Below are 26,139 nucleotides of genomic sequence, written 5' to 3' on the forward strand. Positions count from 1 at the left end.
AAAATGATGAATAAAATAATCGAAGTAAAACATCTAAGTAAAAGTTATGGAAGTAGTAAAACACCAGTCAAAGTGTTGGATAATATTTCTTTTTCAGTTGAAGAGGGAGAGTTTATTGGGATCATGGGACCAAGTGGTGCTGGAAAAACGACCTTGATGAATATATTATCAACGATTAATCTGCCAACGATGGGAAGTGTGTTGATCCAAGGGAATGAACTCACTAAAATGAAAAAACATGAACTAAGTGATTTTAGACGTAAAAAAATTGGGTTTATCTTTCAATCATTCAATCTCATCGATACTTTGAACGGTAAAGATAATATTTTGCTTCCTTTAGCTGTTGAGAACATAGCAAAAAATGAAATGGAACGTAGAGTATTACATGTTGCGCAACTTTTGGGGATCGAAGAATTAATGAAGCGTTATCCGGATGAAATGTCAGTCGGACAAAGACAACGGATTGCGGCAGCAAGAGCTTTAGTGGTGAAACCAGAGGTGATTTTTGCGGATGAACCAACTGGGGCTTTGGATTCAAAATCAGCGACAGAATTGCTGAATTACTTGAAAACGATCAATGAAGTAGAAAAAACAACGATCCTGTTAGTTACGCATGATCCTTATACCGCTAGTTACTGCAATCGGATTTTATTCATCAAAGATGGGGTGATTTTTTCAGAAGTCATCCGTCGAGGAACAAGAAAAGAATTTTTTGAAAAGGTCATCGACATGCAGGCGACGATTGGAGGAGGCGGTAAAATCAATGCTTTATAAATTAGCCGCAAAGAGTTTTCTAAAACAGTCAAGAGGCTACCTTGTGTATTTCTTTAGTTTGACCTTATCAACGATGATCTATTATTCCTTTAGTGCAATGACCTATGACCAATCATTGATCCGCCGGGCGAGTCAAGATGTTTCTATTGATAATACCTTGAATCTAGGTAGCTGGATCATTACTGTTGTTTTGCTCTTTTTCGTTCTCAGTGCGAATCGTTTTTTTCTCAACCGAAGGCAAAAAGAAATAGGTATCTATCAATTGTTTGGGATCAATAAGTTTCAGATCTCATCGATTTATGTGTTGGAAACGATGATCATTGGTTTTTTTGCTTGTGCCTTAGGGATATTGTTAGGCAGTATTTTCTCAAAATTGTTCCAAATGATTTTAGTACGAATGATGAAGATGGACATCACGAGTCGCTTTTTTGTTTCTATTCCTTCGATCGTTGAAACTGTCGTTGTCTTTTTCGTCATTCTTGCAGCGGTCTCCCTTTATTCGTTATGGAAGATCTGGAGTTATCCAATGACTCGCAGCTTTGGGGAGAAAGAACAAGTCGAAAGTTCGATGATGCGTATACGGACAAGGCATCGTTTATTAGGGGTCGTTGGTCTATTGATGATCTCTAGTAGTTATTTCGCTGCATTGAATTTTAGAGAAGTATTGACCCGGTTATATGAAACAAGAGTCAGTCTCGGATTGATCATCGCTTTTCCATTTTCGATCCTATTTGTCTGTTTGCTAGGTACGTACCTGTTCTTTTGCTATTCTTTTCGGTTATTGTTCCATTTATTGAGTGAATCGAAATTCAAGTATAAAGGAACTAATTTTTTATTGATCGGGAACACACAGATCCACCAGCTAAAAAATTGGCGCATGAATTCTCTGATCACTTTAGTTATCGGTTTATCATTGGCCATGATCGGTGGGATGACGGGTATATCAACACTTATTGCTCACGGTGAACAAATCGCGACGCCTGTTGCTTACCAATTGGATACTCAAATAGCTAGTAAGCTTCGACCGATTTTAGGAGAAGAAAATCAAAAAATCACAGACGAAATCGTCTTTCATTACAAAGTAGTAGGTAGCTATTATGACATGAATATTGGTTCGTTCTCTGCGGGTAATGAAATCAAACCGGTGAATTTGATCTCAGAAAATGAATATCAGGCTTTTCGTGAACTAAAACCTAATTTGCCAGAGATCAAATTAACAGAAACTGATCATGCTGTTATGTTAGATGCAGTCGAATCAATGTTTCGCAATTTTTCCAGTTATGGGAAAAAGATCCATCTACCTGATCAGCAGGAATTAGTGATCCAACAAGTACTTCCTGGATTTTTAGGAGATGAAAGCATGACCTATTATGGACCGACCTTAGTCGTTGATCAGGAAATCTTTGAACGTGTCGATGGATTAGAATATCAGATCATCAACTGGAATGTGACTGGTGGGAACGAAGAAGAAGTCATTGATCGAATCAATGAGGAATTGCCGACCAATTGGACACATACGATCTATTATAGTTACGAGATCACTGATCAAGGGTTGATTGGAAACATTCACGCGGACCCTTCTAAAGCTGAGGCTAGTGTGTATTCAGAAACGAAATTGACTGGTCAGTCCTCACGCTTGAATTATAATGCGCGCTATCCTAGATTGCGTGCAATCGATCGCCAAATTGGCATCAATATTTTTGTCGCCTTGTTTGTAGGGATGATCGTGATCGTCACTACTGGTAGTATTTTAATGGTTCGGCAATTATCGGAGGCTGAAACGGAACGTAGTAATTATCAGTTGTTGACAAAATTAGGTATTGCTCAGCGCAAAACCAATCGGATGATCTATGAACAAAATGCATTGATGTTCTTTCCGCCGATGATCTTAGGGATCACACATGCAGTTTTTGCGATTAACGTGTTTTCCCAATATGTCGAAGGGGCAGATTATTGGTTGGCATATTTTGTCAGTGGCGTATTGATCGTCATTTATCTGCTCTTTTACGTGGTGACGAGTCGCTTATATTGTCGGATCATTGAGGAATAAGAAGAACCATCAAAAGCACATCTAGTGGAGACAATAACTATTCAACTTAAAAAGTGAGAGATACGAAATGATTTTCGTATGGCTCACTTTTTCTATTGGTTATTTTTGCGCAATTGCTTGTTAGTGACAAAACTGTTAGCTATAAAGCGCATTCTGTTAGTAAAACAGATGTATTTTTTTCACATGGATGAGTAGAATTTGACTAAGGATTTGATTAGGAGGAAAAAAAGATGAAACAATGGTGGCAGCGACCGCACGTTCGATATTGGCGAACATTTATATTTCGGACCCTTGTCTATTCTGCAATACTATTGGTACTCATTTATTTGTATCATTACAAAAATATCCAAGGTGGAACTTTTATATATAACGAATTCTAGGAGGGAAACGATGAAGAAAAAAGGAATCGTGGCAGCGATCGATTTTTGGGGAGTATCAGACCCGGAGAGAATCGCGTATCAGACATCAGAAAAAAATTACACATATAAAGAGCTGAAGCAGTCCTCGGACGCATTAGGTTATTACTTAGAAAAACGATTGCTGGAGAAAGGCCCGATCGTGGTGTTTGGCAATCTGGAGTTTGAGATGGTCGTGGCTTTTTTAGGTGCATCAAAAGCAGGACATGCGTATTTACCAATTGATGCCCAAACACCGAAGGAGCGGATCGAAGCCATTTTAAGAGTGGCTGAACCTAGTATGATCATTAGTTTAAATGATTGGGAGATTGAGACAGAGATACCAGTCATTCATAAAGATTGTTTACATTCAATCATTACGTTGATGGTCGAATATCCATTTGAGCAGCCGGTAAAAGAGAATGAAAATTTCTATCTGATTTTTACTTCCGGTACGACAGGCGAACCAAAAGGCGTACAGATCAGTCACGATAATTTAGTCAGCTTCGTGGATTGGGTCTTGACGGATTTTCCCATCAAAGAAGGGGAACGTTTTTTAGCACAAGCACCTTTTTCTTTTGATCTCTCGGTATTCACGTTATATCCGGCATTGGTTTCTGGTGGGATCATCAGTCCTTTATCTAAGGAAATCGTTCAAGATTTTCAAAAACTATTTACAGTTTTACCACAACTAGAACTGAATGTTTGGGTATCAACCCCTTCCTTTGTCGATATGTGTTTGATGGACCCAGCATTCGATGCGACACATTTGCCAGAACTGTCTACATTTATTTTCTGTGGAGAAGAATTGACGAAGAAAACTGCGCAAGCATTAGTAGATCGTTTCCCTTTAGCTGATATTTACAATACGTATGGACCGACAGAAGCAACCGTGGCGATTTCTAGTGTATTGATCACCAAGGAGATATTGGCTCGCTACGAACGGTTACCGATCGGCTATGTCAAATCAGATACGGCTGTCTCGATTTTGAAAAAAGGAGAAGGCGATCGTGGGGAGATTTTGATAACCGGACCTAGTGTTTCAAAAGGCTATTTGAATAATCCAGAAAAAACGAAAGAAGTGTTCTTTCAAACAACAGGTGGGCGGCAAAGCTATCGAACTGGCGATGCAGGTTATCTAGCAGAGGATGGCTTACTTTTTATTGAAGGAAGAATCGATCAACAGGTAAAATTGCACGGGTATCGCATTGAGTTGGGAGATATTGAGCATGCGTTGCTAAAGGATGAGCGGATCAATCAAGCAATCGTTGTTCCTAAATATCAAGGGTCAAAAGTCCAACAATTAGTGGCGTTTGTTGTGCTAAATGAAGAGACTCCAGATGCCAACTATCAATTGGCTCGTTCGATCAAGCAAGGATTATCGGACTTTTTGATGGATTATATGATTCCGCAAAGAGTGATTTTTATTGACCAATTGCCCCAAACGAACAACGGCAAGATCGACCGTAAAGCACTGACTGCTGAGGTGAATAGGTGATGAATCTCCCACATATGATTCCTTATGCGGAGCCGTATTACTTTCTCATGTTGGGTTTCGCGTTAGCACCAATCATTTTTTCTTTGCTATTTTTTCAGAAACGTTTAACGATTTATCAAGCCGTCGTAACTTGCTTTTTCTTATTCATCAGTTTTGGAGGAACGTATTGGCAACAAGGACTTGCCTTGATTGGCTATGTAGTCTGGCAATCGATACTTGTCTGGTGCTATTTCACTTATCGAAAAAAAAGTAATCAAGGTATTTGGTTTTATTTGGCGGTAGTTCTCGCAATTTTACCTTTAGTGATCACAAAGATCACACCGTTTGTCTTATCAGGTAAAGAATCTCTGTTTATTTTTTTAGGGATTTCTTATTTAACATTTAAATCGGTACAAATGATCATGGAAATAAGAGACGGCATGATCAAGACCTATCATCCGTATCGTTATATCCAGTTCTTATTATTTTTCCCAACTATTTCTTCAGGACCGATTGATCGTTATCGAAGATTTGAGAAAGACCAAGTGCAACCACCAACAAAAGAACGATATCTGGAGTTGTTGGAGAAAGGAGTCCACCATTTGTTTATGGGCTTCTTATACAAATTCATCATCGGTTACTATCTTGGACAGGTATTGTTACCAATCGTATCAAAAGGAGCCTTAGCTCATGGCGGGATCTCCTGGTCGTTACTCGGCTACATGTACGTATATAGTTTGTATCTATTTTTTGATTTTGCCGGTTATAGTTTCTTTGCGGTCGGCACAAGCTATTTGATGGGGTACGATACACCAATCAACTTCAACAAACCATTTTTAGCTTGGAACATCAAAGAGTTCTGGAATCGATGGCATATGTCGTTATCCTTCTGGTTTAGAGATTACGTTTATATGCGGTTGATGTTCTTCTTGATGAAGAAAAAATGGTTCAAGAGCAAGATCGTGACGTCCAATATCGGTTACTTTGCCTTGTTTCTACTGATGGGTGTCTGGCATGGTTTGACATGGTACTACATTTTGTATGGCATTTATCATGCGACATTGATTTGTTTGACAGATGCATGGATTCGCTATAAGAAAAAACGGAAGAAGAAACTTCCTTCGAATCGTTTTACTCACGCATTTTCTGTTTTTATGACATTTCAAGCAGTATGTGTTAGTTTATTGATTTTTTCAGGATTTTTAAATCAACTATTTTTCAAGTAAATAATTAACTCAAAGGAGAGAATAGACATGGAAGAACAAGTTTTAACGATTTTAGCAGAAATTACAGGGACAGATGAAGTGAAAGAAAACAAAGAAATGGATCTATTTGGGGAAGGTTTATTAGATTCGCTAGGCTCCGTCCAATTATTAGTGGAGCTTGATGGCCAACTTGATGTTCAGATTCCTGTATCAGAATTCGATCGAGAAGAATGGGCAACACCAAATAAAATCATTGACCAAGTCAACGAATTGAAGGGATAGAGATGAAGAAAAAGCTGTTTGTGATTTTTGGACCTGTGATACTGGCATTTCTATTGATTGCGGTATTTTTCACCTCATCTTATCGCGTGAATGTATCTGATCCGGAAATCATCCATAAAGCAGCCAGTTCGATGTCAGATAATGTGTTGCGAGGGGACATAATCAAAAACACAGCTTTTGCTGAGAAGCAGTATGTCCCTTTTCTTGGATCGAGTGAACTGAGTCGAATCAGTCCTTTTCATCCTTCAGTATTAGCCCAAAAATATGAACGAAGCTACGAGCCATTTTTATTAGGTGCGCCTGGAACGCAATCACTGAGCCAATTCATGATGATGCGCTCAGCCAGTAAGGAACTTAAGAATAAAAAAGTCGTGGTGGTCGTGTCGCCTCAATGGTTCGTAAAAGAAGGTGTGAAGGAAGACTATTTCAGTACACATTATTCGGAGTTACAGACATTGGATTGGTTGTTCTCAATAAAAAAAGTCACACCTACAGATCGTTACTTGGCCAGACGATTATTAAGTTTTTCGATCGTTTCTGATGATGAGGAAATCGCACGAATTTTAAATACAGTGAAAAAAGGACTCACACCAGGAGATAAAGAGCTAGCAGAGTTAGAAGACAAATGGAATATCTTGAAACGTGAGGATGAATTGTTTAGTGGTATTGGTTTGACAGACAAACAAAACCGGATCAATCAAGCAACAAAACCATTACCTGCGAGTTATGAAAAAGAGCAATTGGCAAAACTCGCGACGCAGATTGGTTCCAGCGAAACGAAAAATAATCCTTTTGCCCTAAAAAACGAGTTCTATACTACTCGGATCAAAAACCATTTAAATGAGTTGAAAGATTCGCAAAAAGATTGGGATTATCGTTTTTCCAAAGAGTATTCTGATTTCCAATTATTGTTGCAACAATTAGCGAATGAACAAGCGGAAGCCCTATTCATTCTTCCACCAGTGAATGAAAAGTGGAGTGAGTATACTGGCTTGTCGCAAGAGATGTTGCAAGGATTTGCGAAAAAAATCAAGTATCAATTAAAGGAACAAGGTTTCCAACATATCGCCGATTTGACAAAAATGGCGAGTGTTCCTTATTTTATGGAAGATACGATCCATCTTGGTTGGCAAGGCTGGTTGACGGCGGATCAATACATTCAACCATTTTTAGAAGAAAAGCAAGCGAAGAGTAGCTATCACATGGATGATGCTTTCTATAGTAAGGATTGGCAATTGCAATCCCCAGAAACGCTACCAGAAAAATAAGTCAAAATACCAACACGATAGTATCATTCACGTAAGTAAGATCAAGTTATGACCCGTAACATCCAAAGAAAAAGGATGTTACGGGTCATTTTTGGCATGCTGGACAGGTTAAATCAATAACATAAGGCGGAACAAATCAAACAAATATCCTGCCCAAAAACGAATGAAAAATGATATAATTCTACTATTAAGTATAGAAAAGAGGGAAAGCGTTTGAATAAAAATGAAGAACAATTATTGATTGATTTAACAGCTGCGCGTGGTGTACCAGGAAATGAAGAAGAAGTACGAAAAGTCTACAAAAAATATGCAGAGCAGTTCGCTGACGAGATTATTTATGATGGCTTAGGTAGTATCATCGCAAAACATGATTCTGGCAACGGTCCTAAAGTATATATCTCAGGACATATGGATGAAGTTGGTTTCATGGTTACGAAAATCACAGATAAAGGATTTATTGAATTTCAAACACTTGGTGGCTGGTGGGGTCAAGTGATGTTGGCACAACAAGTAGAAATCAAGACTCAAGCTGGAAAAATCATCCATGGAGTGATTGGTTCAAAACCACCGCATGTCTTAACAGCTGAAGCCCGAAATAAACCTTACGATATCAAAGATATGTTTATTGATATCGGTGCGACAAGCAAAGAAGAAGCGACAGCGTGGGGCATTCGTCCTGGAGATATGGTCACTCCTTACATTGAATATCGTCGAATGAATGATGGAAAATTCTTGTTAGCAAAAGCCTGGGACAATCGCATTGGAACTGCTGTTTCGCTACGTGTACTTGAAAATCTAGCCAAAGAAGGCCATCCAAATGTCTTGTTTGCCGGTAGTGATGTCCAAGAAGAAGTCGGCTTGAGAGGCGCTCGTACAAGTACACATTTAGTTGATCCTGATATTGCGATTGCTTTAGATACAGGAACTGCTGGAGATACACCAGGTATGTCACCTAAGGAGGCAGACTCTGTTTTAGGTAAAGGACCACAGGTTTTGATTTTCGATGCTTCAATGATCCCACATAAAAAATTATTGAATTTTGTGATCCAAGTGGCAGAAGAAATGGACATTCCTTTCCAATATACAGTGATCACAGGTGGAGGGACAGACGCTGGTCAAATGCATGTGTCACGTAACGGCGTGCCATCTATTGCTATCACAGTTCCAGTTCGTTATTTACATTCTCACACATCGATCATCCATGAAGAGGATTATTTCAATACAGTGAAATTAGTTACTGAAGTAGTTAAACGTTTGGATAGTGAAAAAGTAGCAGAAATCCGGAGTTATGAGTAATGAAAATCAAGGTATCTGAGTATCGGAAAAAGGCGCGGGCATCACTAGAAGGTCAGTGGGGGATCAATGCCTGGATCATCTTTCTTTCAATCGTGATCGGGATCGTCCTTCAAGAGATTTTTGGCGGCTTCTTCCCAACGGGTAGCACACAATCTAATATTTTCAATTTTTTGCTCCAGCATGTGTTAGTCTTTGCGTTCACTTATGGGGTCTATTATATCTCGTTGGTGGTGGTCAGAGGTGGGCAAGCAAAACCGAATCTGTTGTTTGCTGTTTTTCAGAAAGAATATTTTGTGCCGATTTTACTTATCAATCTTTTCAATGCAGTTGTGAATTGGCTGATCAACGGCATCATTTTTTTACCGGGCTTTTTGATTGGTGGCTTCAATACGTATGTTGATCTACTTTTTAATGGGAATACTGCGCCTCAACAAATCATGCCTGATTATACGATCGATTTGAGTTTTGCGGTCCTTACAACCTTATTGTTCTTCGTATCTTTATTTGCGATGACGGTCGTTATGGGTTTATTCCAGTTTGCTGCATGGACAAAGTTCGACTATCCAAAATTGACAGTTATTCAAAGCTTGAGATATGCCTGGTTTTTATTGAAGGATCGTATTTGGACCTATCTGCTTTTACAACTTTCCTTTATTGGTTGGTATATTCTCGGATTCATCGCCCTATTTTTCGGTTTACTTTGGGTGATTGTTTACGTCAATGTGTCGATTGCAGAATTTTATGAACAAGCCCGTATCGAAAAAGGAAGCCCTATGGAATATTTTTCCTTAGGATAAGCAGTTTTTCTTATGAAAATAAGAAATTGTGGTAGCATAAGTTTTTGAGGGGGAATCAGTCATGAAATTAACCGTTTTAGGTTGCTTAGGTGCATATCCTTACAAAAAACAAGGAACGACGAGTTATTTGTTGCAAGCCGATCAATTTAATTTAATGATCGATGCAGGCAGTACGACACTTGTAAAATTGGAAGATCATCTTGATCCACTTGATTTAGATGCAGTGATCATCAGCCATTACCATCACGATCACATCGCAGATCTAGGCGTTTTACAATACGAGTGGCAATTGAATCCAAAAAGAGACAAGGAAAAAATATTGCCGATCTATGGGCACGCAAAAGATACTAGTCATTTTGAACAATTGACGATGCCTGGAGTTTCACAAGGATTCGCCTACGATCCAGCAAAAGAACTTGAAATTGGTCCTTTTTCTATTACTTTCATGGAAACCATTCATCCAGTGGTATGTTATGCGATGCGCATTGTCGAAAGAGCAACTGGTAAAGTATTTGTTTTTACAGGAGACTCCGGTTATTTGGAGAGCTTCATACCGTTTGCTGAAGAAGCTGATTTATTTTTGGCGGATACGTATCTTTTTGCAGGAAATGAACGACATCAGGCGCATTTTACTTCAAAAGAATCTGGAGAAATCGCAAAAGCGGCAAAGGTCAAAAAACTGGTTTTAACACATTTACCACAATTCGGTGACTTAACACAATTAAAGGACGAGGCGAAACAAGCAGCTGGAGAAGGAATCGAAGTTGCTTTAGCGGAAGTCGATAAAGTGTTCGATATCTAGGAGGACGAGAAGAATGATTTTTGTACCAAATGAAAACCATGATCCAAGAGTAAATTTAGCAATCGAAACATATTTACTACAAGAGATGCCATTAGAAGAACCAATCTTGCTGTTTTATATCAATGAACCGTCGATCATTATCGGACGAAATCAAAATACGATCGAAGAGATCAATCGTGAGTACGTGGAAGAACATGGTATCCATGTGGTACGTCGGTTAAGCGGCGGTGGCGCAGTATATCATGATTTTGGTAATCTGAATTTCAGTTTTATCATGCCGGATGACGGGGATTCTTTCCGGGACTTTGCGAAGGTGACTAAACCAATCATCCAAGCATTACACGAGTTAGGCATTTCTGGTGCGGAATTAAAAGGACGCAACGATTTAGTCATCGATGGTTTGAAGTTCTCAGGAAATGCCATGTACGCTACAAACGGACGAATGTTTGCGCATGGAACGATCATGTTCGATTCAGATATTGACGAAGTAGTGAATGCGTTAAAAGTCAAAAAAGAAAAGATCGAATCAAAAGGAATTAAATCCATTCGTTCCCGTGTCACAAATATCAAACCTTTCTTACCTGAAGAAAAACAAGGAATGACGACGGAAGAATTCCGTGAAGATATTCTTTTGAAAATCTTCGGTGTGTCTTCGGTAGAAGAAGTAAAAACGTATGAATTGACAGAAAAGGATTGGGAGAAAATCAATCAAATTTCTGAACAATACTATCGAAACTGGGACTGGAATTACGGAAAATCACCAGATTTCAACTTCTCACGTCAAAAACGCTTCTCGATTGGTTCGATCGAGGTACATTTAAATGTTTCAGAAGGAATCATTGATGACGTAAAAATCTTCGGCGATTTCTTTGGTCTAGGAGATATCAAAGATGTTGAACAAGCATTGACTGGCTTAAAGTATGACAAACCTACTTTACAAAAAGCAGTTGAAACGATCGATATCAAAAAATACTTTGGCGCGATCGAAGCCCAGGACTTATTAGAGCTCTTGTACTAAATGAGGGTATGATAAAATCTAAAACATCAAATAAAGACCTTCGAAAACAGTCTATTGACTGCTTTTGAAGGTCTTTATTTAGCTAGGAGAGATATTGATTTTTAAACGATCGACCCATTTATCTTTTTCTTGGATCAAGGTGCTGCTGTATTTATCGAGCGTAGTTTGGATCATCATCAAGTCATACTGCTCCTGTCGCATCAATTCTTCTGTCACATCTTTTGAAAAAATATTTTTCTCATATTGTATGCTGTGTTCACAGTGGATCTGGATTTGAGAATTGATTTCTTGGATCGATAAATAGATTTCTCGATGCAAAGGATTCTCAATGGCTTGAGTCTCTCGGAACGAGTGCTCGAGAATATGAATAAGCAGTTGCGTGAAATCTTCATCTTGGATCGGTAACGAAGCGGGAATGTGTGTATGGAAATCGACTTTGATATTCTTTTTAGTCGCCACTTCTTGATATCTCGCCAGAATCAAATTTGTCAGTTGGTGCCCTGTCGGAAATAGGGACAGATCCAATTGTTTTGTTTCTTGTACGATTCGCTTTAAGTAAGCTTTTGCTTCATCTTGTTCATCTGCATCGATCAACTGACTGAGTGCTTCCATCCGGGCAACAAAGTCATTTTTAGCATGATCGATTTGCTGGATCTGTGCTTGGATTTTCGCATAATGTGTTTCAATCAAATCAGTTTTAGTTTGTAAGAAAAGCCGTTCTTTATGATAACTATCGATTTTCATGACATTTTCCATGATGTTGTATGCAACAATAACAATCAGGATGATCGCAAATAAAAGAGTGGACCAGTTGATGATCGTATGCCCGATACCTAAAGCTGTTTGGATATAGAACATACAATGAAAAATAGCGATCAAAACGATCCAAGGACTACAAACAGTGAAAAAGCGATTTTCTTTATATGCTTCTCCGATACTTGCGATGGAAGTAACTAAAGTGCTGACCACACTGACGACACTTGCAAATGGCATCAATTCAGGCAATTCAAAGTCGGACAATAACGAATAAAGAATGATATTGGCAAAAAGAAATGCTTGGAAATAGCAGAAGTAGCCATACCATTTCTGGTAGCTCGTCATTTTTGATTGATAGTAAAAAATGATCAGTATAGAAGTCAAAATAGCGAATAAGTGAGAAAAAATCGAATGAACGATTGGCTCAAAAAGAACCCCACTCAAGATATCCTCCGAAATAGATTCAAACCCAAGAACTAAAGAAAATAGACTTAAAATCAATAATGAACGATCCAATTTCTTGTGTCTATAGAGAATATAGCTCGTCCAGATCAATAATCCGATGGCGATAACGAAAGCCAGGATCATCGCAATGACTTGAGGGATCGACTGTGAAAAAATAAAGCTGATCATAGGACTGGTTGTTCCTAAATAAACGTTTGGTGTCAGTCCTGAATAATTCTGGTAGGGGGAGGAAACAACGATTTTCAATGTCTTACCAACATAAGATTCTGGAAGATCAATGATCGATAATGATAATCCAGGGTTGTTTCTTTCACTATCTTTTGATCGACTGTAGAGTAGAGTATCATCTAGTGAAACACTTAGCCATTGGTGATTACCTTTGATCAACAGATTGGCATCATCCAAATCTTTATGTAGAGTCGTCTCCATTATAAATGGTTCATTTTTATCGATCGATGGCATGTAGTCGATATGGCTGCTATCGAACTGGAAATATGGATCATACTCAGAATAATACACCCATGAGTCTTCGATCTGTGACATTTGTTTGCTGTCAACTGGAGTGAAAATGTAATGGAAAAAATAAGTAATGCTGATTATAAATAACGTAGTTAATGTAATGATTATACTCCATTTGAGTTTTATAGAGAATGGTGCATTTTTATTACGAATGTTATTAAAAAGAACCATAGACGAATCTCCTTTTGTAAGTACTCTAATTCAAGAGTAAACTTTTTTTATTTTAGAGTCAATTTTTATCTGCGTCAACACATTTTTTTGTTGATTAGTTTTATTTTTCTTTAATAAGATAATGCTTGAGTGTTAATGTTGTAATAAATATCTTGTTATTATATTATGTATTTAATGAAATGTTACGAAGGAGGTCCGATGTGCCTATCTATAAAAAAATAACCTTTATTAGCTCAATTACGTTAGTGTCTTTATTAGCAATGATTTTATGTGTCGTGTTGCTTCCTCGTGTATTTGGATTGACCCCACATATCATCGACGATCAAGCAATGGGCGCAGCCTATTCAGAGGGAAGCTTGATCTATGTACAAAAAAGAAAGGCGGATACGTTATTAGTTGGCGATGTGATTACCTACTATGAGAATTCTGGTAAACATATTGTGACAAGAAGAGTCGTTGCTATTGAAGACCAACATCGCTATTTTTATACGAAAGCCGATGGGAAAACGCAGATTGAAGTCGAAGCCGTTCGAGACCGCAATATTATTGGAACACCTGTGTTTAAGATTCCTTACATCGGATTGCTGTTTTCACGGCATGCATTTAATTGGATGAAATGGGTTTTCTTAGGCATTGCTGTTTGCTTGTCCTCAATTACTGCTTGGCACACTTACCTTGAATTGAAGAAGCGCCGAGAGAAAGAAACTGATTTCTTTTCTGATATCCAATAGATTGATTTTTTAACGATCGATTCTTCCTCTTGTCGAAAGATAGGTTTCTTCGTATAATGTTTGGAAGAGGAGTGGAAGTATGCGTAATGAAATGATGCATCGTCCCGTTGTAAAAGAAGAATTATTGGACTTTATGCGGACAGAACAAAAACAGTTGACCGGAGAATTAGGGAAAGTTGAAGAGGAAGCACATGTGGCAGAAGTGCCGATCATTCCTCATGAAACAGTCGTATTTTTACAGTTTTTATTAGGACAGATCAAACCAAAACAAGTGCTTGAAATTGGAGCAGCGATTGGTTTTTCATCTAGTTTGATGGCACAAGTGATCGGAAAAGATGGTCATGTGACAACGATCGATCGCTTTGATGTGATGATCAGAAAAGCGAAAGCGACGTATGAGCGTTTAGGATTGACCGATCAAGTGACATTATTAGAAGGGCAAGCAGCCGATATTTTGCCAACCTTGACTGGCCCGTATGATTTTATTTTCATGGATAGTGCAAAATCAAAATATATCGAATTTTTACCAGAATGCTTACGCGTGTTGAAAAAAGGTGGCGTCTTGATGGTTGATGATATTTTCCAAGGAGGAACGATTCTTTTAGCTGATGAAGAGATTCCGAGAGGGAAACGAGCAATCCATCGTAAATTGAATGAATTTTTACGTGTAGTTATGGCACATCCAGATTTGACCTCTACGTTATTACCTTTGGGAGACGGTGTGATTTTGATCACGAAAGAGGCTGAAACAATCGATTTATAAATTGATATAGTGTAATTAAGCGTGAAGCACCTATCCGTTCGTAACCGAACCTAGGTGCTTTTATAGTATTTCTTTAACAGATGGAGCCTAAAGGATTGATCAAGCGCTATGTTGATAGTTGGTGTCGAACTACTCTCTCGTAGCCGAAACTTAATAATGACAAATGTTTTTTTAGGTAAAGGCGATGTGAATAAAGTACGATAAAAATTTTTGTTTCATAAAATAACTATTTTGTATTGACAGAAGCTGTCTATTTATCTATAATTATTTTTGTTCCGCTAAAGCTGTCATAGTAGCTCAGCTGGATAGAGCATCCGCCTTCTAAGCGGACGGTCGGGGGTTCGAATCCCTCCTGTGACGTAAAAAACCGTTAGAAACTTTTGTTTCTAGCGGTTTTTCTTGTATATTGTGCCAAATGAGTGCCAAAAGGTGAGAAAAGTATAAGAGTATGGAGCAGCGATTCTTAAAACCACGAAAATGTTGTTCCAGAATCACTCCTTCAGAAATAAGTGTGAAACCCCCATAAATTCGTCGAGTAATTTTCGGTTCTTCATGGTTATTTTTTGGAGCTGCCCCACCCGTCATCCCCTCTTTCTGTACATATTTTTAAGAAATCAACATGCTAAATACCAAACAATAAAATGATAAAAAACAAAATCAAATCATATAAGATATGCGCGAGCATCGGGATCCATAAGTTTTGTGTTTTTAGCCATGCGTAGAGGGAAGGTGCATGAGCTAAGCCGATAACAAAAATACATTGATAGAGATTGCCACCATATACTGCATAATGGCTGAGACCGAAAACGAGTAGAGAAATCGTACTAGCGGTCAAAATAGAAACTTTAGTAGGCATAAATCTGGAAAGTAATAGAAAAGTTAGGACGAAGATCGCTGCAATATAAAGTTCTTCACCAATCAGGCTCACACTAAGTTGAGATAGATATAGGATTCCTCCGCCAATACTTAATCCTTCGTACCAGTTGGCTCCACCAGCATTCGCAGCCATTGTTTGATTGAGCAGTTTTCCGATCAAGATAAAAATATCTGAAAGTAGAGAACCACTGATAATAACAAAAATGATCCAGCTCCAATCTTTCTTTCTTAGTTTTTCAAATAAGGACTGTGTATTTTTCCAACCAATCAGCGAGATCAAAGCAAGCAGACCTCCGATAGGTAAAAAGGTCCAATCTAGAGCCCCTGAGAAGACCGGATTAGCGGTCATCATGCCCCAATCAGCCAAAATCAAAAGAATGAGTGCTAAGAGCGACCGCCACGGATTGAACGTGACAGCTTGAAACATCGTGAACATTAAATAACTCCTCCTACAATAAAATCAACAAAGTGCGATTGTATCATTGATCTAAAAGATATTGAAATCATTTGCTGTTTTTTTTAGAGCTAGATGAGAGAGCTTTTTTCTTGGTGTAGGAAAACCAGATATCTATGATAAAATAAAGTATCAAAAGAAACTGTCTGAGCAGATAGTGACTAGCGTTTCTTGAGTCGAAAATCGAATGGGCATATTTTAAGAGAGGACAAAGGAAAAACGAATGTTAATCACAAAAAAATGGATGGATCGTTTGACACGTCCATACAGGTCACAAGGAATGGTCCGTTGTTTAGCGGAATCGCAGAGTATGGATAGTATTAGTAGTAAAGTGATTTTATTGATCAATGAGAAGAATGTGACGATTTTATTTTTGAATTTTTTTCAAACGAAAGTCATTGATCATCTCACCTATGAACGAGCAGAGATTGAAAAGGAAGATGTGGCTTTAGGTGGTGGACTATCTGTTGTCTGGCGTTTTTCTGCTGGAGGGAAGAAGTGGCGCTTTCGAATCATAAAAAAAATCATTCCTTTAGGGGATGAACAAAGAGAATTTTTAATGCAAATCCAGTAAGGTATGTATTTACGGGTTCAATAAAGAAAAGAAGAACGACTATACAACCGTAGGTGATAGTGTTCTTCTTTTTTTGATCAGAATCGCGTGATGATGTCATCTAAAATAGTGATCAGTTCGTCTTTTTCTACTTTTAAGTGACCACTGCTCCATTCAGCTAAGACGTTTGTGATTCCTGAAATCGAGAAAAGAACTTCTACTTTGTTTTTGATATCCTTTTCATCTAATTGTTCTTCGTCCAGGACTCTTTTTATCAAGATGTGTGTCAACTGAGCGGAGAGTTCATCATCCATGAAATCATTGAAGAAAAAGTGGAAAACAGCTTTGTTCTCATCTACATGATTGACTAAAGCATGGACAAAGTTGCGAAAGTCATATTGCTCTTTTTTTGGGTAAGTTTGATCGAAGATATCTGTCAGTATACAGATCGATTCTTCAATGATTTTTGAACGAAGATCATAAATATCTTCATAATGAGTATAAAACGTTCCTCGCCCGATATCTGCTTGTTGTGAAAGCTCCGCGATCGTGATTTTATTGATTGGTTTTTCTTTCGTTAAATCCAAAAAGGCTTGTTTGATTGCTTGTTTAGTTTTGGCGCTTCGACGGTCCATGCGTATCTCCTTTTTTAGACAGTATCTTCCTAAATGTTCATTATTGGACAGATGTTGAACAATTGCCTATAGGAAGTGGCTTTCTGAGTAATTATAATAAAGTTACATCAAGAAATAAAGTTTTGTTTTAAAGGAGAAGATGAACATGGAAAAATTAACGATTCGTTCAATCGATAAAAAAGACTTAGATACAGCAAGTAAATTTGCGGCGCAAGGGATGAACTATTCGAGTTATACAGAAAATCCGATCGCGCTTTATCTCTATCGCCAGTACGCATTGTCAGCAATGTTGATGAAATCAACAGTCACCCTGGGTGCTTATTTGGATGGAAAATTTGTTGGCTTTATATTTGCTCGCTTCGATGGAGAAAAGAAAGTACCTGTTTCATGGGGGAGACGGTTGTTTGTCAACATGGTAGAAAAAATGATCGGCTTGACTGGTTACCAAGGTGCGATAGGAGCGTATGACCAAGCCAATCAAAAAATGTATCATGAATTTGCATCGAATCATCCAGAGGGCGAAATCACTTATTTTGCGGTTGATCCGGCTTTGAAAGGTAAGCGGATCGGTTCACGCTTGTTAGAAGAAATCAAGAAACGTTACAAAGATAAACGTGTATATCTCTATACAGACTCTAATTGTAATTACCAATTTTACTTGAAAAAAGGATTCCAGATTTTCGGTCGTCAACCAATCGATCTAGGTGAAGGAGAACCAATGACTTGTTACTTACTGAGCACAACTTTATGATCGAATAAATGACGTTAATATATATGCTACTCTTAACGTTGACTCATTGATGAGTCGGCGTTTATTTTTCTTTTACCAATCATGAGTCACGAGCAGAAGTTAAAGTAAAAAAACAAGAGTTCCTTTATAATCTAAATGGAGATCGTTTTAGTTGGCGGAGAATCACAGCGAGCCAACTAAAAAAATGGGATCGATCGCTGATTTAGAAAGGAAGAAAATAGATGACACTTTTATCTCAAATTTTAGTTACCCTTGTTGCATTGGAGTTTCTTTATATCATGTACATTGAAACATTTGCGACAGTCTCTGCAACAACTAGTCGAGTATTCAATATGCCAAAAGAAGAATTACAACGGCAGTCAGTGCAGACTTTATTTAAGAATCAAGGGATCTATAACGGTTTACTTGGCGTGGCTTTGATATACGGTGCTTATTTTTCCAATGCACCGAAAGAAATCACAGGGCTATTATTGATTTATATCTTACTTGTTGCGGCTTATGGCAGTTTTACGAGTGATCGCTTGATCATTGTCAAACAAGGTGGATTAGCGCTGATTGCACTCATTACGCTATTTTTTTAAGAATGATGCGGAGAATTCAATGTAAAAAACATGAAAGTTTGTGAAAAACCTTACTTTGGTCGCTAGAATATGCTATCCTATAACGTGCATTTTATAAATTTTTTATGAAAATGGGGTAGTAGTGTTGTTGAAGAATTATATGCGTTTATTGAGAAAAGAATTTACTGGTTATGATCTTTCAAAATTCCAAAAAGATGTATTGGCAGGAATCACCGTTGCTGCGGTTGCTTTGCCTTTAGCATTGGCGTTTGGTGTTTCAAGTGGGGCTGATGCGGCCGCTGGGTTGATTACAGCTGTCATTGCCGGTCTAGTCATTGGTGGTTTGTCAGGTGGGTTCTATCAAATCTCTGGTCCGACTGGTGCGATGGCGGCTATCTTGATGTCTATTGCGGCTAAGCAAGGGATGCAAGGGGTTTTGTTAGCCACTTTCTTAGCTGGCGGCTTTTTACTAGTTGCGGGTATTTTTAGGCTTGGAACGTTGACTTCGTTTATTCCAGCGCAAGTCATCACCGGATTTACTTCTGGGATCGCGATTATTATCGCATTGGGGCAGGTGGATAATTTATTCGGAGTCTCGTCTAAAGGTGCGAATGTCATGGAGAAGTTGACTAGCTATCAAGATTTAGGCTTTGCTATCTCTTTTCCAACGCTTCTAATGGGGAGTTTGGTGATCATCGGGATGGTGTTCTATCCTAAAAAATGGGGACAAAAAATACCAAGTTCATTACTAGCGATCGTCATTACAACTGCTTTGATGATGCTTGTTGATTGGCCAATCGCAACGGTAGGAGACATTCCTCAAACATTGATCAGTAACAATCGGTTGTCCCTTGGTGATTTTAGCCTCTCAGCGTTCCAAACAGTACTTGTCCCTGCAATCAGTATTGCGTTATTAGGGATGATCGAAAGTTTGTTGTGTGGTGCTTCGGCAGGACGTATGGCGAATCGTCAATTAGATAGCAACCAAGAATTGATTGCACAGGGGATTGGCAATCTACTGTTGCCATTTTTTGGTGGGATTCCGGCGACAGCAGCAATCGCTCGAACAAGTGTAGCGATCAAATCAGGTGCGCAAACAAGATTAGCTGGGATGATCCACGCCATCGTCTTGTTTCTATCTATGCTGATTTTTGCTCCGATCATGTCGAATATCCCAATGCCAGCACTAGCAGGTGTGTTGATCGTTACTGCTTGGCGTATGAACGAATGGGAAACGATCAAAGAACTATTTGCTAAAAAATACTGGTCAGCGATCCTCTTATTTTTCTTGACGATGGGGTGTACAGTGATCTTTGATCTAAGTATAGCAATCGTTATCGGAATCATCAGCGGATGTGTATTTTTTGTTGCTAAGAGCGCAGCCATCACGATTTCGATTGAAGAAGTCGATTGGCAACGAGTGAACTTACCAGAAACAAGACAGTTAGATAATTGGGCGGTGGTTTATATCAGTGGACCTTTGTTCTTCATGTCTGCTGAACGCTTGAAGGCAACCTTAGCACAATTACAAGAAAAAGAAGGAATCATTTTTTCGATGCGTGGGGTACCGAGTATTGATTTGACGGCTCAAAGCTTATTTGAAGAATTTCAAGAAAAAGCTGCTTTACAAGGGCAGACGATCATTTACACTTCGTTACAGCCAGAAGTTGAAAAGCAATTGGAACATCTCTGGGAAAAACAAAAGACGGAACAGCATCGCACTGTAGCCCATGCATTATCCTCCTTGCACAAAAAATATGTGATCGACGGTGAAGCGTAGTCGGATGATGTGCGAGACAAAAAAGATTTGTGACTGTTACAAGGGGTAAGGTAAAATAAAGTAACAGATTTCTGGGAGGCGGAGAAATAAAATGAATATCAAACAAGTCAGTGAAGAAAAAGGCATCTCTGCGGATACATTGCGTTACTATGAGCGAATCGGACTGATTCCACCGGTAAATCGAACAACCGGGGGCATCCGTGATTATACCGAAGAAGATTTACGCTGGGTCGACTTCACACTATGTATGCGAAGCGCGGGTTTGTCGATCGAGTCCTTGACCGAGTATATCCGTTTATATGGTGCAGGTGAAGAAACGATCCTTGCTCGTAGAGACTTGCTGATGGAAGAAAGCGCCCAATTGGAAAGAAAGATGGCAGAGATGCAAGCTTGCTACGATCGTCTTCAAAAGAAAATCGCCCATTACAACGAAGACTTGGTAAAAGGCGATAAAATCTTTGCCTGATCGGGTAGACGAAACAAAGAACCAAGCAATTGCGCCTAAAATAAGGGATTGCTTGGTTCTTTGCTGTCTTTATATTTTTTGGTGAAGTAGTTCTCCGAGTGTTTGCCAATCCGCTAAAATAGTGTCTGTCAATGTTCGATTATAAAAAATAGCAGCTGGATGAAAGAGTGGCAGTACCTTATATTGCTTGTTGGAGTACTGGTAAGCATCGTGTTGTTGATTCAACTCTAAGACTGGGCCCGTATACAATTTCCCGTGATTTTTTGAAATCGTATAGTCTTTTCCTAACAAGCGCTGCAACCCAATATTACCTAATGTGGCAATCAATTGGGGACGAACATGTTGCAATTCATAATCCAAGATCGGTGCGTGGGCAAACACTTCTGCTTTACTAGGCGTTCGATTCGGATAGACGATCTCTGATTTTTGAGTCCGTCCATTGATCCGTTGGACGATACGGTAGGGGCGACTTCTAACAGCACTCGTGATATACACTTCTTCTCGAGATAAACCGACTGACTGCAGGGCATTCATCAACTCTTTGCCAGCTTGACCGCTAAATGGAATATGGTTCTCAATTTCTGTTTTTCCTGGTGCTTCGCCGACTAGCATCAACTTAGGCTGCATAGGACCTTGGCCTGCAACAAACCCTTCTACGTGATACCCTTGGATACGGCGAGTGGCTTCGTCAATCAATTGTTTTGGATAATCCATCTCATCAACTCCTGTTCTTATCCATTATAAAAAGAAATCGATCAATTGACGAATGATTGGCAACATAAAAAAGTAGTTGACGAATAAAGCCAGATTTGGTATTCTAGTAATGTTGTAATTGTGGTCTCCACAGCTACAACCGCACAGAACGAGTTAAATGAAGTACAGGTCACCCTGTCACTCTGGATGGCGAGTCTAAGTATGAAAATAAGGAGGTGCTTTAAAGCATGTACGCAATTATTAAAACAGGTGGTAAACAAGTTAAAGTTGAAGTTGGACAAACGATCTACATCGAAAAACTTGACGTTGAAGCAGGCGAAAAGGTTGTATTTGACGAAGTTATTTTAGTAGGTGGCGAAACTACGAAAGTAGGCGCTCCAACCGTTTCTGGTGCAACAGTTGAAGGTACAGTTGAAAAACACGGCAAACAAAAGAAAGTCGTAACTTTCAAATACAAACCTAAAAAACACTCACACCGCAAACAAGGTCATCGTCAACCATACACAAAAGTGGTTATCGACGCGATCAACGCTTAATCTGCGTTTGAGAAAGAAGGCCTAAACAATGATCAAAGGGACATTTAAACGAAATGACGCTGGTCAAATCGTTTCATTTACTTTGACTGGGCATGCTGATGCCGGTCCTTACGGAAGTGATATCGTCTGTGCAGGTGTTTCTGCATTAGCGATCAGCACGGTCAACGGGATTGCTTCATTAGCAGGTTTCGAACCGATTGTTGAAATGAATGAAGAAGAAGGCGGCTATTTGTACGTCGAAGTAATTTCACCATTGACACAAGAGCAAAACAATATTGCTGAAATCTTATTGGAGAATCTCCTATTAGGTTTACAATCGATCGAAGCTGATAACCCAGAACATATCCAAACAAAAACAATCAAATGAAAATAGGAGGTGCAGACCATGTTGTTAACAATGAATCTACAATTATTCGCCCACAAAAAAGGTGGCGGTTCTACATCTAACGGCCGTGACTCAGAATCAAAACGTCTAGGTGCTAAACGTGCTGACGGACAAACAGTTACAGGTGGATCAATTCTTTACCGCCAACGCGGAACAAAAATTTATCCAGGTGTGAACGTAGGTATTGGTGGAGATGACACTTTATTTGCTAAAGTTGACGGTGTTGTTCGTTTCGAACGCAAAGGCCGCGACAAAAAACAAGTGTCTGTTTATCCAGTAGCTCAAGAAGCTTAATGAACAGTTGGCTCTATTCCTTGCGTAGCAAGGGATAGGGTTTTTTTATGATTTAAATCAGACTATTCTCATGGGGTCATTTTCGACTCATCAAGAGGTGGTTTTTTTGTCTCTATAGAATGAAGGGCATCTATCATTAGTGGTTTAGCAATGTTCTTCAGCTATATATGGAAAAGAGAATGCGAAAAAATAAAAATATCCAGACAGTTGTTAATGATATCTATAAGATCCTGCTATTTCAAAAGTGCATTATTTGCTCGGAAAATAAATAACAAACGTTCTTTTTCGTTTTGAATGTATCTTGCTTCCTTTTTGATATAAATAGTTGACGAATAGTGATTAAATCAATAGTATTAAGTTTCAAGGACAAGAGAAAAGGGGCGAAAAAATTGGCAAAACGAATTGACCGAATTTATACGTATGTCAAAGAAAAGACCGCTCATTTATCAATAGAAGAAAATGATCAAGGCGTAACGACCCAAGAGATTGCTGAAGTTTTGGGTATCCAGCGTACCAATAGCAGTAAAGATCTTAACAAACTAGTACGCGAAGGAAAGCTAAAGAAAATGGATGGTCGTCCGGTTCGGTATGTCTACCAAGAGAGTCCAATCACAGAAAAACCATTAACCAAATATGTACCAAGTTATAAAGAAGAAATGACTGGTGTGAAAAAGCCGAGTCTTCAAGTAGATACGAAGGATATCTTTGCCAAGATCATCGGGGCAAATGGCAGTATGAAAAACTCAGTGGAGCAAGCCAAGGCGGCGATTTTATATCCGCCAAGAGGACTGAACTGTTTGATCACTGGGCCAACGGGATCAGGAAAAACCTATTTTGCTCATGCGATGTTTCATTTTGCTAAAACGAACCATGTAGTGGAAGATGATACAGAACTGATCGTCTTCAACTGTGCCGATTACGCGAATAACCCTGAATTACTGATGAGTCATCTTTTTGGCTATGTCAAAGGTGCATTTACAGGTGCAGAAGAAGAGAAAATGGGGATCATTGACCAAGCAGATGGTGGAATGCTTTTCTTGGATGAGATCCATCGCCTGCCTCCTGAAGGACAAGAAATGATTTTTTACTTTATGGACCATGGCACGTATAGTCGATTGGGTGAAACAACAAAATATCATGAAGCGAATGTTCGGATCGTCGGTGCCACGACGGAAGATCCAGGTTCGGCACTACTTGAAACGTTCGTTCGTCGTATCCCTATCAACATCAAGTTGCCTGCTTTTGATCGACGCCCAGCAAATGAAAAAATCGATTTAGTCAAAATCATGATTGCTCACGAAGCCAATCGTACACAAAGAAAAATCTCTTTGACAGAAGATGTTGTGAAAGCGCTAATAGGGAGTGTCACTTACGGGAATATCGGACAGCTGAAGTCGAATATCCAATTAGTTTGTGCGCGTGGATTTTTGAATCACATGAATAAACCTGAAATATCGATCACGATCGATGATTTGACGGAAGGGATTCGTAGTGGGTTGATCCAATTGGCAAGTAATCGGAAAGAGATGGCAGAGTTATCTAAGATTCTTGACCCAAAAATCACAGTATTTCCGAACGATGATGTGATGCAGTTACAGGCGGACTCTTATGAGTTACCTTACAATTTATACGATATTATTGGCGATAAAGCAGCATTGCTGAAGTCAGACGGATTGGACCAAGAAGCCATCAATCATTTTATCTCAACGGATATCAATATCCATTTAAAGTCATTCTACAAAGATCATGGATTTTCATTTAATGCTGACAATAAGTTAGCGGAGTTTGTCGATCCTAAAATCATTGAAGTAACGAATCAGATTTATATGATGGTCAAGCAATCATTACCTTATGAATTTCAACAAAACTTTATTTATGCGATGAGTCTTCATATCAGTTCTTTTCTAAAACGAATCCATTTAGGGGAAGAGCGTCATACGAATGATAATATTCGTGAAATGGCGATCGATTTCCCTGAGGAATATTCGTTGGCCAAGGAAGTACGGCAACATATCGAAGCGTATTTCCAAGTGGATATCCCAGAAAGTGAAGATTACTATTTGACCGTTTTACTTGTCTCGTTACGAGCGAATCAAGCAAGCGGTCGGATCGGTGTCGTTGTAGCTGCACATGGCAATAGTACGGCGAGCAGTATGGTCCAAGTGGTGCAACAGTTGCTTGATGCGGATAATGTTCGTGCAGTGGATATGCCGCTAGATATGGACCCGAAAACGGCATTGAGTCGGATCGAACGTAGTGTGCAAGAAGTAGATGAAGGAAGTGGAACGATTCTTTTAGTAGATATGGGGTCACTTGCGTCCTTCAATACACAGATCCAACAAGATACTGGTATTCCAGTCCGAACGGTCGATATGGTCACGACTTCTTTAGTTTTAGAAACGGTGCGTAAAGTTTCTGTACTAGGAACAGACCTTGATCTACTTTATGAATCCTTGAAGAATTTTCGAGGTTATGCTGAGGTTTCATCTGGAGAGGTCAGTAAAGAAGTGACGGATAAACAACGAAAAGCAGTAGTGGCGATCTGTGCGTCAGGCGAAGGAACGGCACAACGGATCAAATCTTTGATCGAACGAGCAGTCAGCAAAAGGCAAGAAGCCCAATTAGAAGTGATTGCATTGTCGATCGTTGATTTGAAAACAAAACTACCAGAGATCCAAAAAAACTATCAAATCATTGCAACGACAGGAATCACTGATCCGCACATTGCTGCACCATTTATTCCTTTAGAGCGATTTATTGATCAAAATATTGAAGTGATTTTAGATCAACTATTATTGGAGTCAGAATTAGACGAAACGGAAGATGTGTTGTTGAATGAAGAGACAGCTAAAACGACATGTGTGTCATTTATCGCTGAGAATTTTACATTTATCAATGGAGAAAAGTTGATCGATCCTCTTTGGAGATTTGCAGATGGCTTAATGGATTCAGCAGGTATCGACGTCAAAGAATACGGAATTATGATCAACTTGGTCTTGCATACAGCAGGAATGATCGAGCGTGTCATTTTAGATGAGCCGCTTTCTGTCGAAAGACAAGAGGATCATTTGATTGAAAATGACCCGTTGTATGTAAAAGTAATTGAGCCGTTAAACGATTTAGAAGAAAAGATCAAAGTGAAATTTCCGTTGGAAGAAGTGTATTATCTGTTGAAGATGATCAACAACCATTTAGAGAAAAAAGAATACACTAATGAGGATATACACAAAAAAGATACACTATTGTAGTGTATCTTTTTTGTGTATTGTATAAGAAACCATTAAATAAAGCAGTGTATCTTTTTAAAGTTGGCACGGTTCTTGCTTTTAATAAAGTGTGCTTAACGGAGATTCTTCCTATACGAGT

General features: G+C 38.9%; 26 protein-coding genes, 1 tRNA gene and 1 other annotated feature. Of the genes, 23 read left to right on the top strand and 4 right to left on the bottom strand.

The window, feature by feature from the left end; translation table 11 throughout:
• Positions 1-6: 6 nt before the first annotated feature.
• The 11 genes from IGL24_RS04135 to IGL24_RS04185 all read left to right on the top strand — a co-directional run bounded on the left by IGL24_RS04135 (position 7) and on the right by IGL24_RS04185 (position 11,364).
• Complete coding sequence (locus IGL24_RS04135) at positions 7-774, top strand: ABC transporter ATP-binding protein (RefSeq protein WP_206856594.1); 768 nt, start codon at positions 7-9, stop codon at positions 772-774.
• Positions 764-2,824, top strand: coding sequence for an ABC transporter permease (locus tag IGL24_RS04140; RefSeq protein WP_207115111.1), 2,061 nt, complete (start codon positions 764-766; stop codon positions 2,822-2,824). Before IGL24_RS04135 ends, IGL24_RS04140 begins: the two co-directional genes overlap by 11 nt.
• Before the next feature lie 230 nt (positions 2,825-3,054).
• The gene (locus IGL24_RS04145; RefSeq protein WP_206856597.1) at positions 3,055-3,204 is read left to right on the top strand and encodes a teichoic acid D-Ala incorporation-associated protein DltX; all 150 of its coding nucleotides are present in this window, start codon (positions 3,055-3,057) and stop codon (positions 3,202-3,204) included.
• Between the two features lie 10 nt (positions 3,205-3,214).
• Entirely contained in the window at positions 3,215-4,717 is a 1,503-nt protein-coding gene (gene dltA / locus IGL24_RS04150) for a D-alanine--poly(phosphoribitol) ligase subunit DltA (protein ID WP_207699409.1), read from the top strand.
• Positions 4,717-5,922: a D-alanyl-lipoteichoic acid biosynthesis protein DltB gene (gene dltB, locus IGL24_RS04155; RefSeq protein WP_206856601.1), complete on the top strand. Its 1,206-nt coding sequence runs from the start codon at positions 4,717-4,719 to the stop codon at positions 5,920-5,922. The genes dltA and dltB overlap by 1 nt, the downstream gene beginning before the upstream one ends.
• Positions 5,923-5,949: 27 nt before the next feature.
• The gene (gene dltC / locus IGL24_RS04160; RefSeq protein WP_206856604.1) at positions 5,950-6,183 is read left to right on the top strand and encodes a D-alanine--poly(phosphoribitol) ligase subunit DltC; all 234 of its coding nucleotides are present in this window, start codon (positions 5,950-5,952) and stop codon (positions 6,181-6,183) included.
• A gap of 2 nt (positions 6,184-6,185) precedes the next feature.
• On the top strand, positions 6,186-7,451 hold the full coding sequence (gene dltD / locus IGL24_RS04165) for a D-alanyl-lipoteichoic acid biosynthesis protein DltD (protein WP_207699410.1): 1,266 nt from the start codon (positions 6,186-6,188) through the stop codon (positions 7,449-7,451).
• Between the two features lie 213 nt (positions 7,452-7,664).
• Positions 7,665-8,747, top strand: coding sequence for a M42 family metallopeptidase (locus IGL24_RS04170; RefSeq protein ID WP_429968397.1), 1,083 nt, complete (start codon positions 7,665-7,667; stop codon positions 8,745-8,747).
• Positions 8,747-9,544 (top strand): DUF975 family protein, encoded by a 798-nt coding sequence (locus IGL24_RS04175; RefSeq protein ID WP_206856609.1) that lies wholly within the window; start codon positions 8,747-8,749, stop codon positions 9,542-9,544. The genes IGL24_RS04170 and IGL24_RS04175 overlap by 1 nt, the downstream gene beginning before the upstream one ends.
• Before the next feature lie 61 nt (positions 9,545-9,605).
• Positions 9,606-10,346, top strand: coding sequence for an MBL fold metallo-hydrolase (locus IGL24_RS04180; protein WP_207115109.1), 741 nt, complete (start codon positions 9,606-9,608; stop codon positions 10,344-10,346).
• A gap of 13 nt (positions 10,347-10,359) precedes the next feature.
• Positions 10,360-11,364: a lipoate--protein ligase gene (locus IGL24_RS04185; RefSeq protein WP_206856614.1), complete on the top strand. Its 1,005-nt coding sequence runs from the start codon at positions 10,360-10,362 to the stop codon at positions 11,362-11,364.
• A gap of 78 nt (positions 11,365-11,442) precedes the next feature.
• Here IGL24_RS04185 and IGL24_RS04190 read toward each other — a convergent pair whose 3' ends face one another.
• Positions 11,443-13,275: a hypothetical protein gene (locus tag IGL24_RS04190; RefSeq protein WP_207699411.1), complete on the bottom strand. Its 1,833-nt coding sequence runs from the start codon at positions 13,273-13,275 to the stop codon at positions 11,443-11,445.
• Between the two features lie 200 nt (positions 13,276-13,475).
• Between IGL24_RS04190 and IGL24_RS04195 the strand changes: the two genes are divergently transcribed.
• The 3 genes from IGL24_RS04195 (at position 13,476) to IGL24_RS04205 (ending at position 15,129) form a co-directional block, all read left to right on the top strand.
• Positions 13,476-14,006 carry a signal peptidase I gene (locus IGL24_RS04195; protein ID WP_207115107.1) on the top strand — a complete coding sequence of 177 codons (531 nt, stop codon included), beginning with the start codon at positions 13,476-13,478 and terminating at the stop codon, positions 14,004-14,006.
• Positions 14,007-14,085: 79 nt separating this feature from the next.
• Complete coding sequence (locus IGL24_RS04200) at positions 14,086-14,769, top strand: O-methyltransferase (protein ID WP_206856625.1); 684 nt, start codon at positions 14,086-14,088, stop codon at positions 14,767-14,769.
• A 286-nt stretch (positions 14,770-15,055) separates the two neighbouring features.
• A tRNA-Arg gene (locus tag IGL24_RS04205) sits at positions 15,056-15,129 on the top strand.
• A gap of 262 nt (positions 15,130-15,391) precedes the next feature.
• Here IGL24_RS04205 and IGL24_RS04210 read toward each other — a convergent pair.
• Positions 15,392-16,081 (bottom strand): CPBP family glutamic-type intramembrane protease, encoded by a 690-nt coding sequence (locus IGL24_RS04210; protein WP_207699412.1) that lies wholly within the window; start codon positions 16,079-16,081, stop codon positions 15,392-15,394.
• A gap of 241 nt (positions 16,082-16,322) precedes the next feature.
• Between IGL24_RS04210 and IGL24_RS04215 the strand changes: the two genes are divergently transcribed.
• On the top strand, positions 16,323-16,673 hold the full coding sequence (locus tag IGL24_RS04215) for a hypothetical protein (protein WP_206856630.1): 351 nt from the start codon (positions 16,323-16,325) through the stop codon (positions 16,671-16,673).
• A 77-nt stretch (positions 16,674-16,750) separates the two neighbouring features.
• Here IGL24_RS04215 and IGL24_RS04220 read toward each other — a convergent pair whose 3' ends face one another.
• Positions 16,751-17,287, bottom strand: coding sequence for a TetR/AcrR family transcriptional regulator (locus IGL24_RS04220; RefSeq protein ID WP_206856631.1), 537 nt, complete (start codon positions 17,285-17,287; stop codon positions 16,751-16,753).
• A gap of 145 nt (positions 17,288-17,432) precedes the next feature.
• Between IGL24_RS04220 and IGL24_RS04225 the strand changes: the two genes are divergently transcribed.
• The 4 genes from IGL24_RS04225 to IGL24_RS04240 all read left to right on the top strand — a co-directional run bounded on the left by IGL24_RS04225 (position 17,433) and on the right by IGL24_RS04240 (position 20,844).
• Complete coding sequence (locus IGL24_RS04225; RefSeq protein ID WP_206856633.1) at positions 17,433-18,038, top strand: GNAT family N-acetyltransferase; 606 nt, start codon at positions 17,433-17,435, stop codon at positions 18,036-18,038.
• 221 nt (positions 18,039-18,259) lie between these two features.
• Complete coding sequence (locus tag IGL24_RS04230; RefSeq protein WP_206856635.1) at positions 18,260-18,619, top strand: DUF1304 domain-containing protein; 360 nt, start codon at positions 18,260-18,262, stop codon at positions 18,617-18,619.
• Positions 18,620-18,743: 124 nt separating this feature from the next.
• Entirely contained in the window at positions 18,744-20,378 is a 1,635-nt protein-coding gene (locus IGL24_RS04235) for a SulP family inorganic anion transporter (protein WP_207699413.1), read from the top strand.
• A gap of 91 nt (positions 20,379-20,469) precedes the next feature.
• Complete coding sequence (locus tag IGL24_RS04240) at positions 20,470-20,844, top strand: MerR family transcriptional regulator (RefSeq protein WP_206856638.1); 375 nt, start codon at positions 20,470-20,472, stop codon at positions 20,842-20,844.
• 69 nt (positions 20,845-20,913) lie between these two features.
• On the opposite strand, the gene IGL24_RS04245 is transcribed toward IGL24_RS04240, so the two are convergent.
• On the bottom strand, positions 20,914-21,558 hold the full coding sequence (locus IGL24_RS04245) for a uracil-DNA glycosylase (RefSeq protein WP_206856640.1): 645 nt from the start codon (positions 21,556-21,558) through the stop codon (positions 20,914-20,916).
• 127 nt (positions 21,559-21,685) lie between these two features.
• Positions 21,686-21,765: a sequence feature (ribosomal protein L21 leader region), on the top strand.
• A gap of 20 nt (positions 21,766-21,785) precedes the next feature.
• Here IGL24_RS04245 and rplU point away from each other — a divergent pair.
• The 4 genes from rplU (at position 21,786) to IGL24_RS04265 (ending at position 26,021) form a co-directional block, all read left to right on the top strand.
• On the top strand, positions 21,786-22,094 hold the full coding sequence (gene rplU / locus IGL24_RS04250) for a 50S ribosomal protein L21 (protein ID WP_019723824.1): 309 nt from the start codon (positions 21,786-21,788) through the stop codon (positions 22,092-22,094).
• 28 nt (positions 22,095-22,122) lie between these two features.
• Complete coding sequence (locus tag IGL24_RS04255; protein ID WP_206856642.1) at positions 22,123-22,461, top strand: ribosomal-processing cysteine protease Prp; 339 nt, start codon at positions 22,123-22,125, stop codon at positions 22,459-22,461.
• Positions 22,462-22,479: 18 nt separating this feature from the next.
• Positions 22,480-22,773: a 50S ribosomal protein L27 gene (gene rpmA, locus IGL24_RS04260; protein WP_010736011.1), complete on the top strand. Its 294-nt coding sequence runs from the start codon at positions 22,480-22,482 to the stop codon at positions 22,771-22,773.
• A gap of 389 nt (positions 22,774-23,162) precedes the next feature.
• Complete coding sequence (locus IGL24_RS04265) at positions 23,163-26,021, top strand: sigma 54-interacting transcriptional regulator (RefSeq protein WP_429968398.1); 2,859 nt, start codon at positions 23,163-23,165, stop codon at positions 26,019-26,021.
• Positions 26,022-26,139: the final 118 nt, after the last annotated feature.

This window comes from Enterococcus sp. DIV2371 (assembly GCF_050498525.1).
GTDB lineage: Bacteria > Bacillota > Bacilli > Lactobacillales > Enterococcaceae > Enterococcus_B > Enterococcus_B mangumiae.

Excerpts from the sequence above, each read along its gene's own strand:
- IGL24_RS04135 (WP_206856594.1), top strand. The coding sequence starts at position 7 with ATGAATAAAATAATCGAAGTAAAACATCTAAGTAAAAGTTATGGAAGT.
- IGL24_RS04140 (WP_207115111.1), top strand. The coding sequence starts at position 764 with ATGCTTTATAAATTAGCCGCAAAGAGTTTTCTAAAACAGTCAAGAGGC.
- IGL24_RS04145 (WP_206856597.1), top strand. The coding sequence starts at position 3,055 with ATGAAACAATGGTGGCAGCGACCGCACGTTCGATATTGGCGAACATTT.
- dltA (WP_207699409.1), top strand. The coding sequence starts at position 3,215 with ATGAAGAAAAAAGGAATCGTGGCAGCGATCGATTTTTGGGGAGTATCA.
- dltB (WP_206856601.1), top strand. The coding sequence starts at position 4,717 with ATGAATCTCCCACATATGATTCCTTATGCGGAGCCGTATTACTTTCTC.
- dltC (WP_206856604.1), top strand. The coding sequence starts at position 5,950 with ATGGAAGAACAAGTTTTAACGATTTTAGCAGAAATTACAGGGACAGAT.
- dltD (WP_207699410.1), top strand. The coding sequence starts at position 6,186 with ATGAAGAAAAAGCTGTTTGTGATTTTTGGACCTGTGATACTGGCATTT.
- IGL24_RS04175 (WP_206856609.1), top strand. The coding sequence starts at position 8,747 with ATGAAAATCAAGGTATCTGAGTATCGGAAAAAGGCGCGGGCATCACTA.
- IGL24_RS04180 (WP_207115109.1), top strand. The coding sequence starts at position 9,606 with ATGAAATTAACCGTTTTAGGTTGCTTAGGTGCATATCCTTACAAAAAA.
- IGL24_RS04185 (WP_206856614.1), top strand. The coding sequence starts at position 10,360 with ATGATTTTTGTACCAAATGAAAACCATGATCCAAGAGTAAATTTAGCA.
- IGL24_RS04190 (WP_207699411.1), bottom strand. The coding sequence starts at position 13,275 with ATGGTTCTTTTTAATAACATTCGTAATAAAAATGCACCATTCTCTATA.
- IGL24_RS04200 (WP_206856625.1), top strand. The coding sequence starts at position 14,086 with ATGCGTAATGAAATGATGCATCGTCCCGTTGTAAAAGAAGAATTATTG.
- IGL24_RS04210 (WP_207699412.1), bottom strand. The coding sequence starts at position 16,081 with ATGTTCACGATGTTTCAAGCTGTCACGTTCAATCCGTGGCGGTCGCTC.
- IGL24_RS04215 (WP_206856630.1), top strand. The coding sequence starts at position 16,323 with ATGTTAATCACAAAAAAATGGATGGATCGTTTGACACGTCCATACAGG.
- IGL24_RS04220 (WP_206856631.1), bottom strand. The coding sequence starts at position 17,287 with ATGGACCGTCGAAGCGCCAAAACTAAACAAGCAATCAAACAAGCCTTT.
- IGL24_RS04225 (WP_206856633.1), top strand. The coding sequence starts at position 17,433 with ATGGAAAAATTAACGATTCGTTCAATCGATAAAAAAGACTTAGATACA.
- IGL24_RS04230 (WP_206856635.1), top strand. The coding sequence starts at position 18,260 with ATGACACTTTTATCTCAAATTTTAGTTACCCTTGTTGCATTGGAGTTT.
- IGL24_RS04240 (WP_206856638.1), top strand. The coding sequence starts at position 20,470 with ATGAATATCAAACAAGTCAGTGAAGAAAAAGGCATCTCTGCGGATACA.
- IGL24_RS04245 (WP_206856640.1), bottom strand. The coding sequence starts at position 21,558 with ATGGATTATCCAAAACAATTGATTGACGAAGCCACTCGCCGTATCCAA.
- rplU (WP_019723824.1), top strand. The coding sequence starts at position 21,786 with ATGTACGCAATTATTAAAACAGGTGGTAAACAAGTTAAAGTTGAAGTT.
- IGL24_RS04255 (WP_206856642.1), top strand. The coding sequence starts at position 22,123 with ATGATCAAAGGGACATTTAAACGAAATGACGCTGGTCAAATCGTTTCA.
- rpmA (WP_010736011.1), top strand. The coding sequence starts at position 22,480 with ATGTTGTTAACAATGAATCTACAATTATTCGCCCACAAAAAAGGTGGC.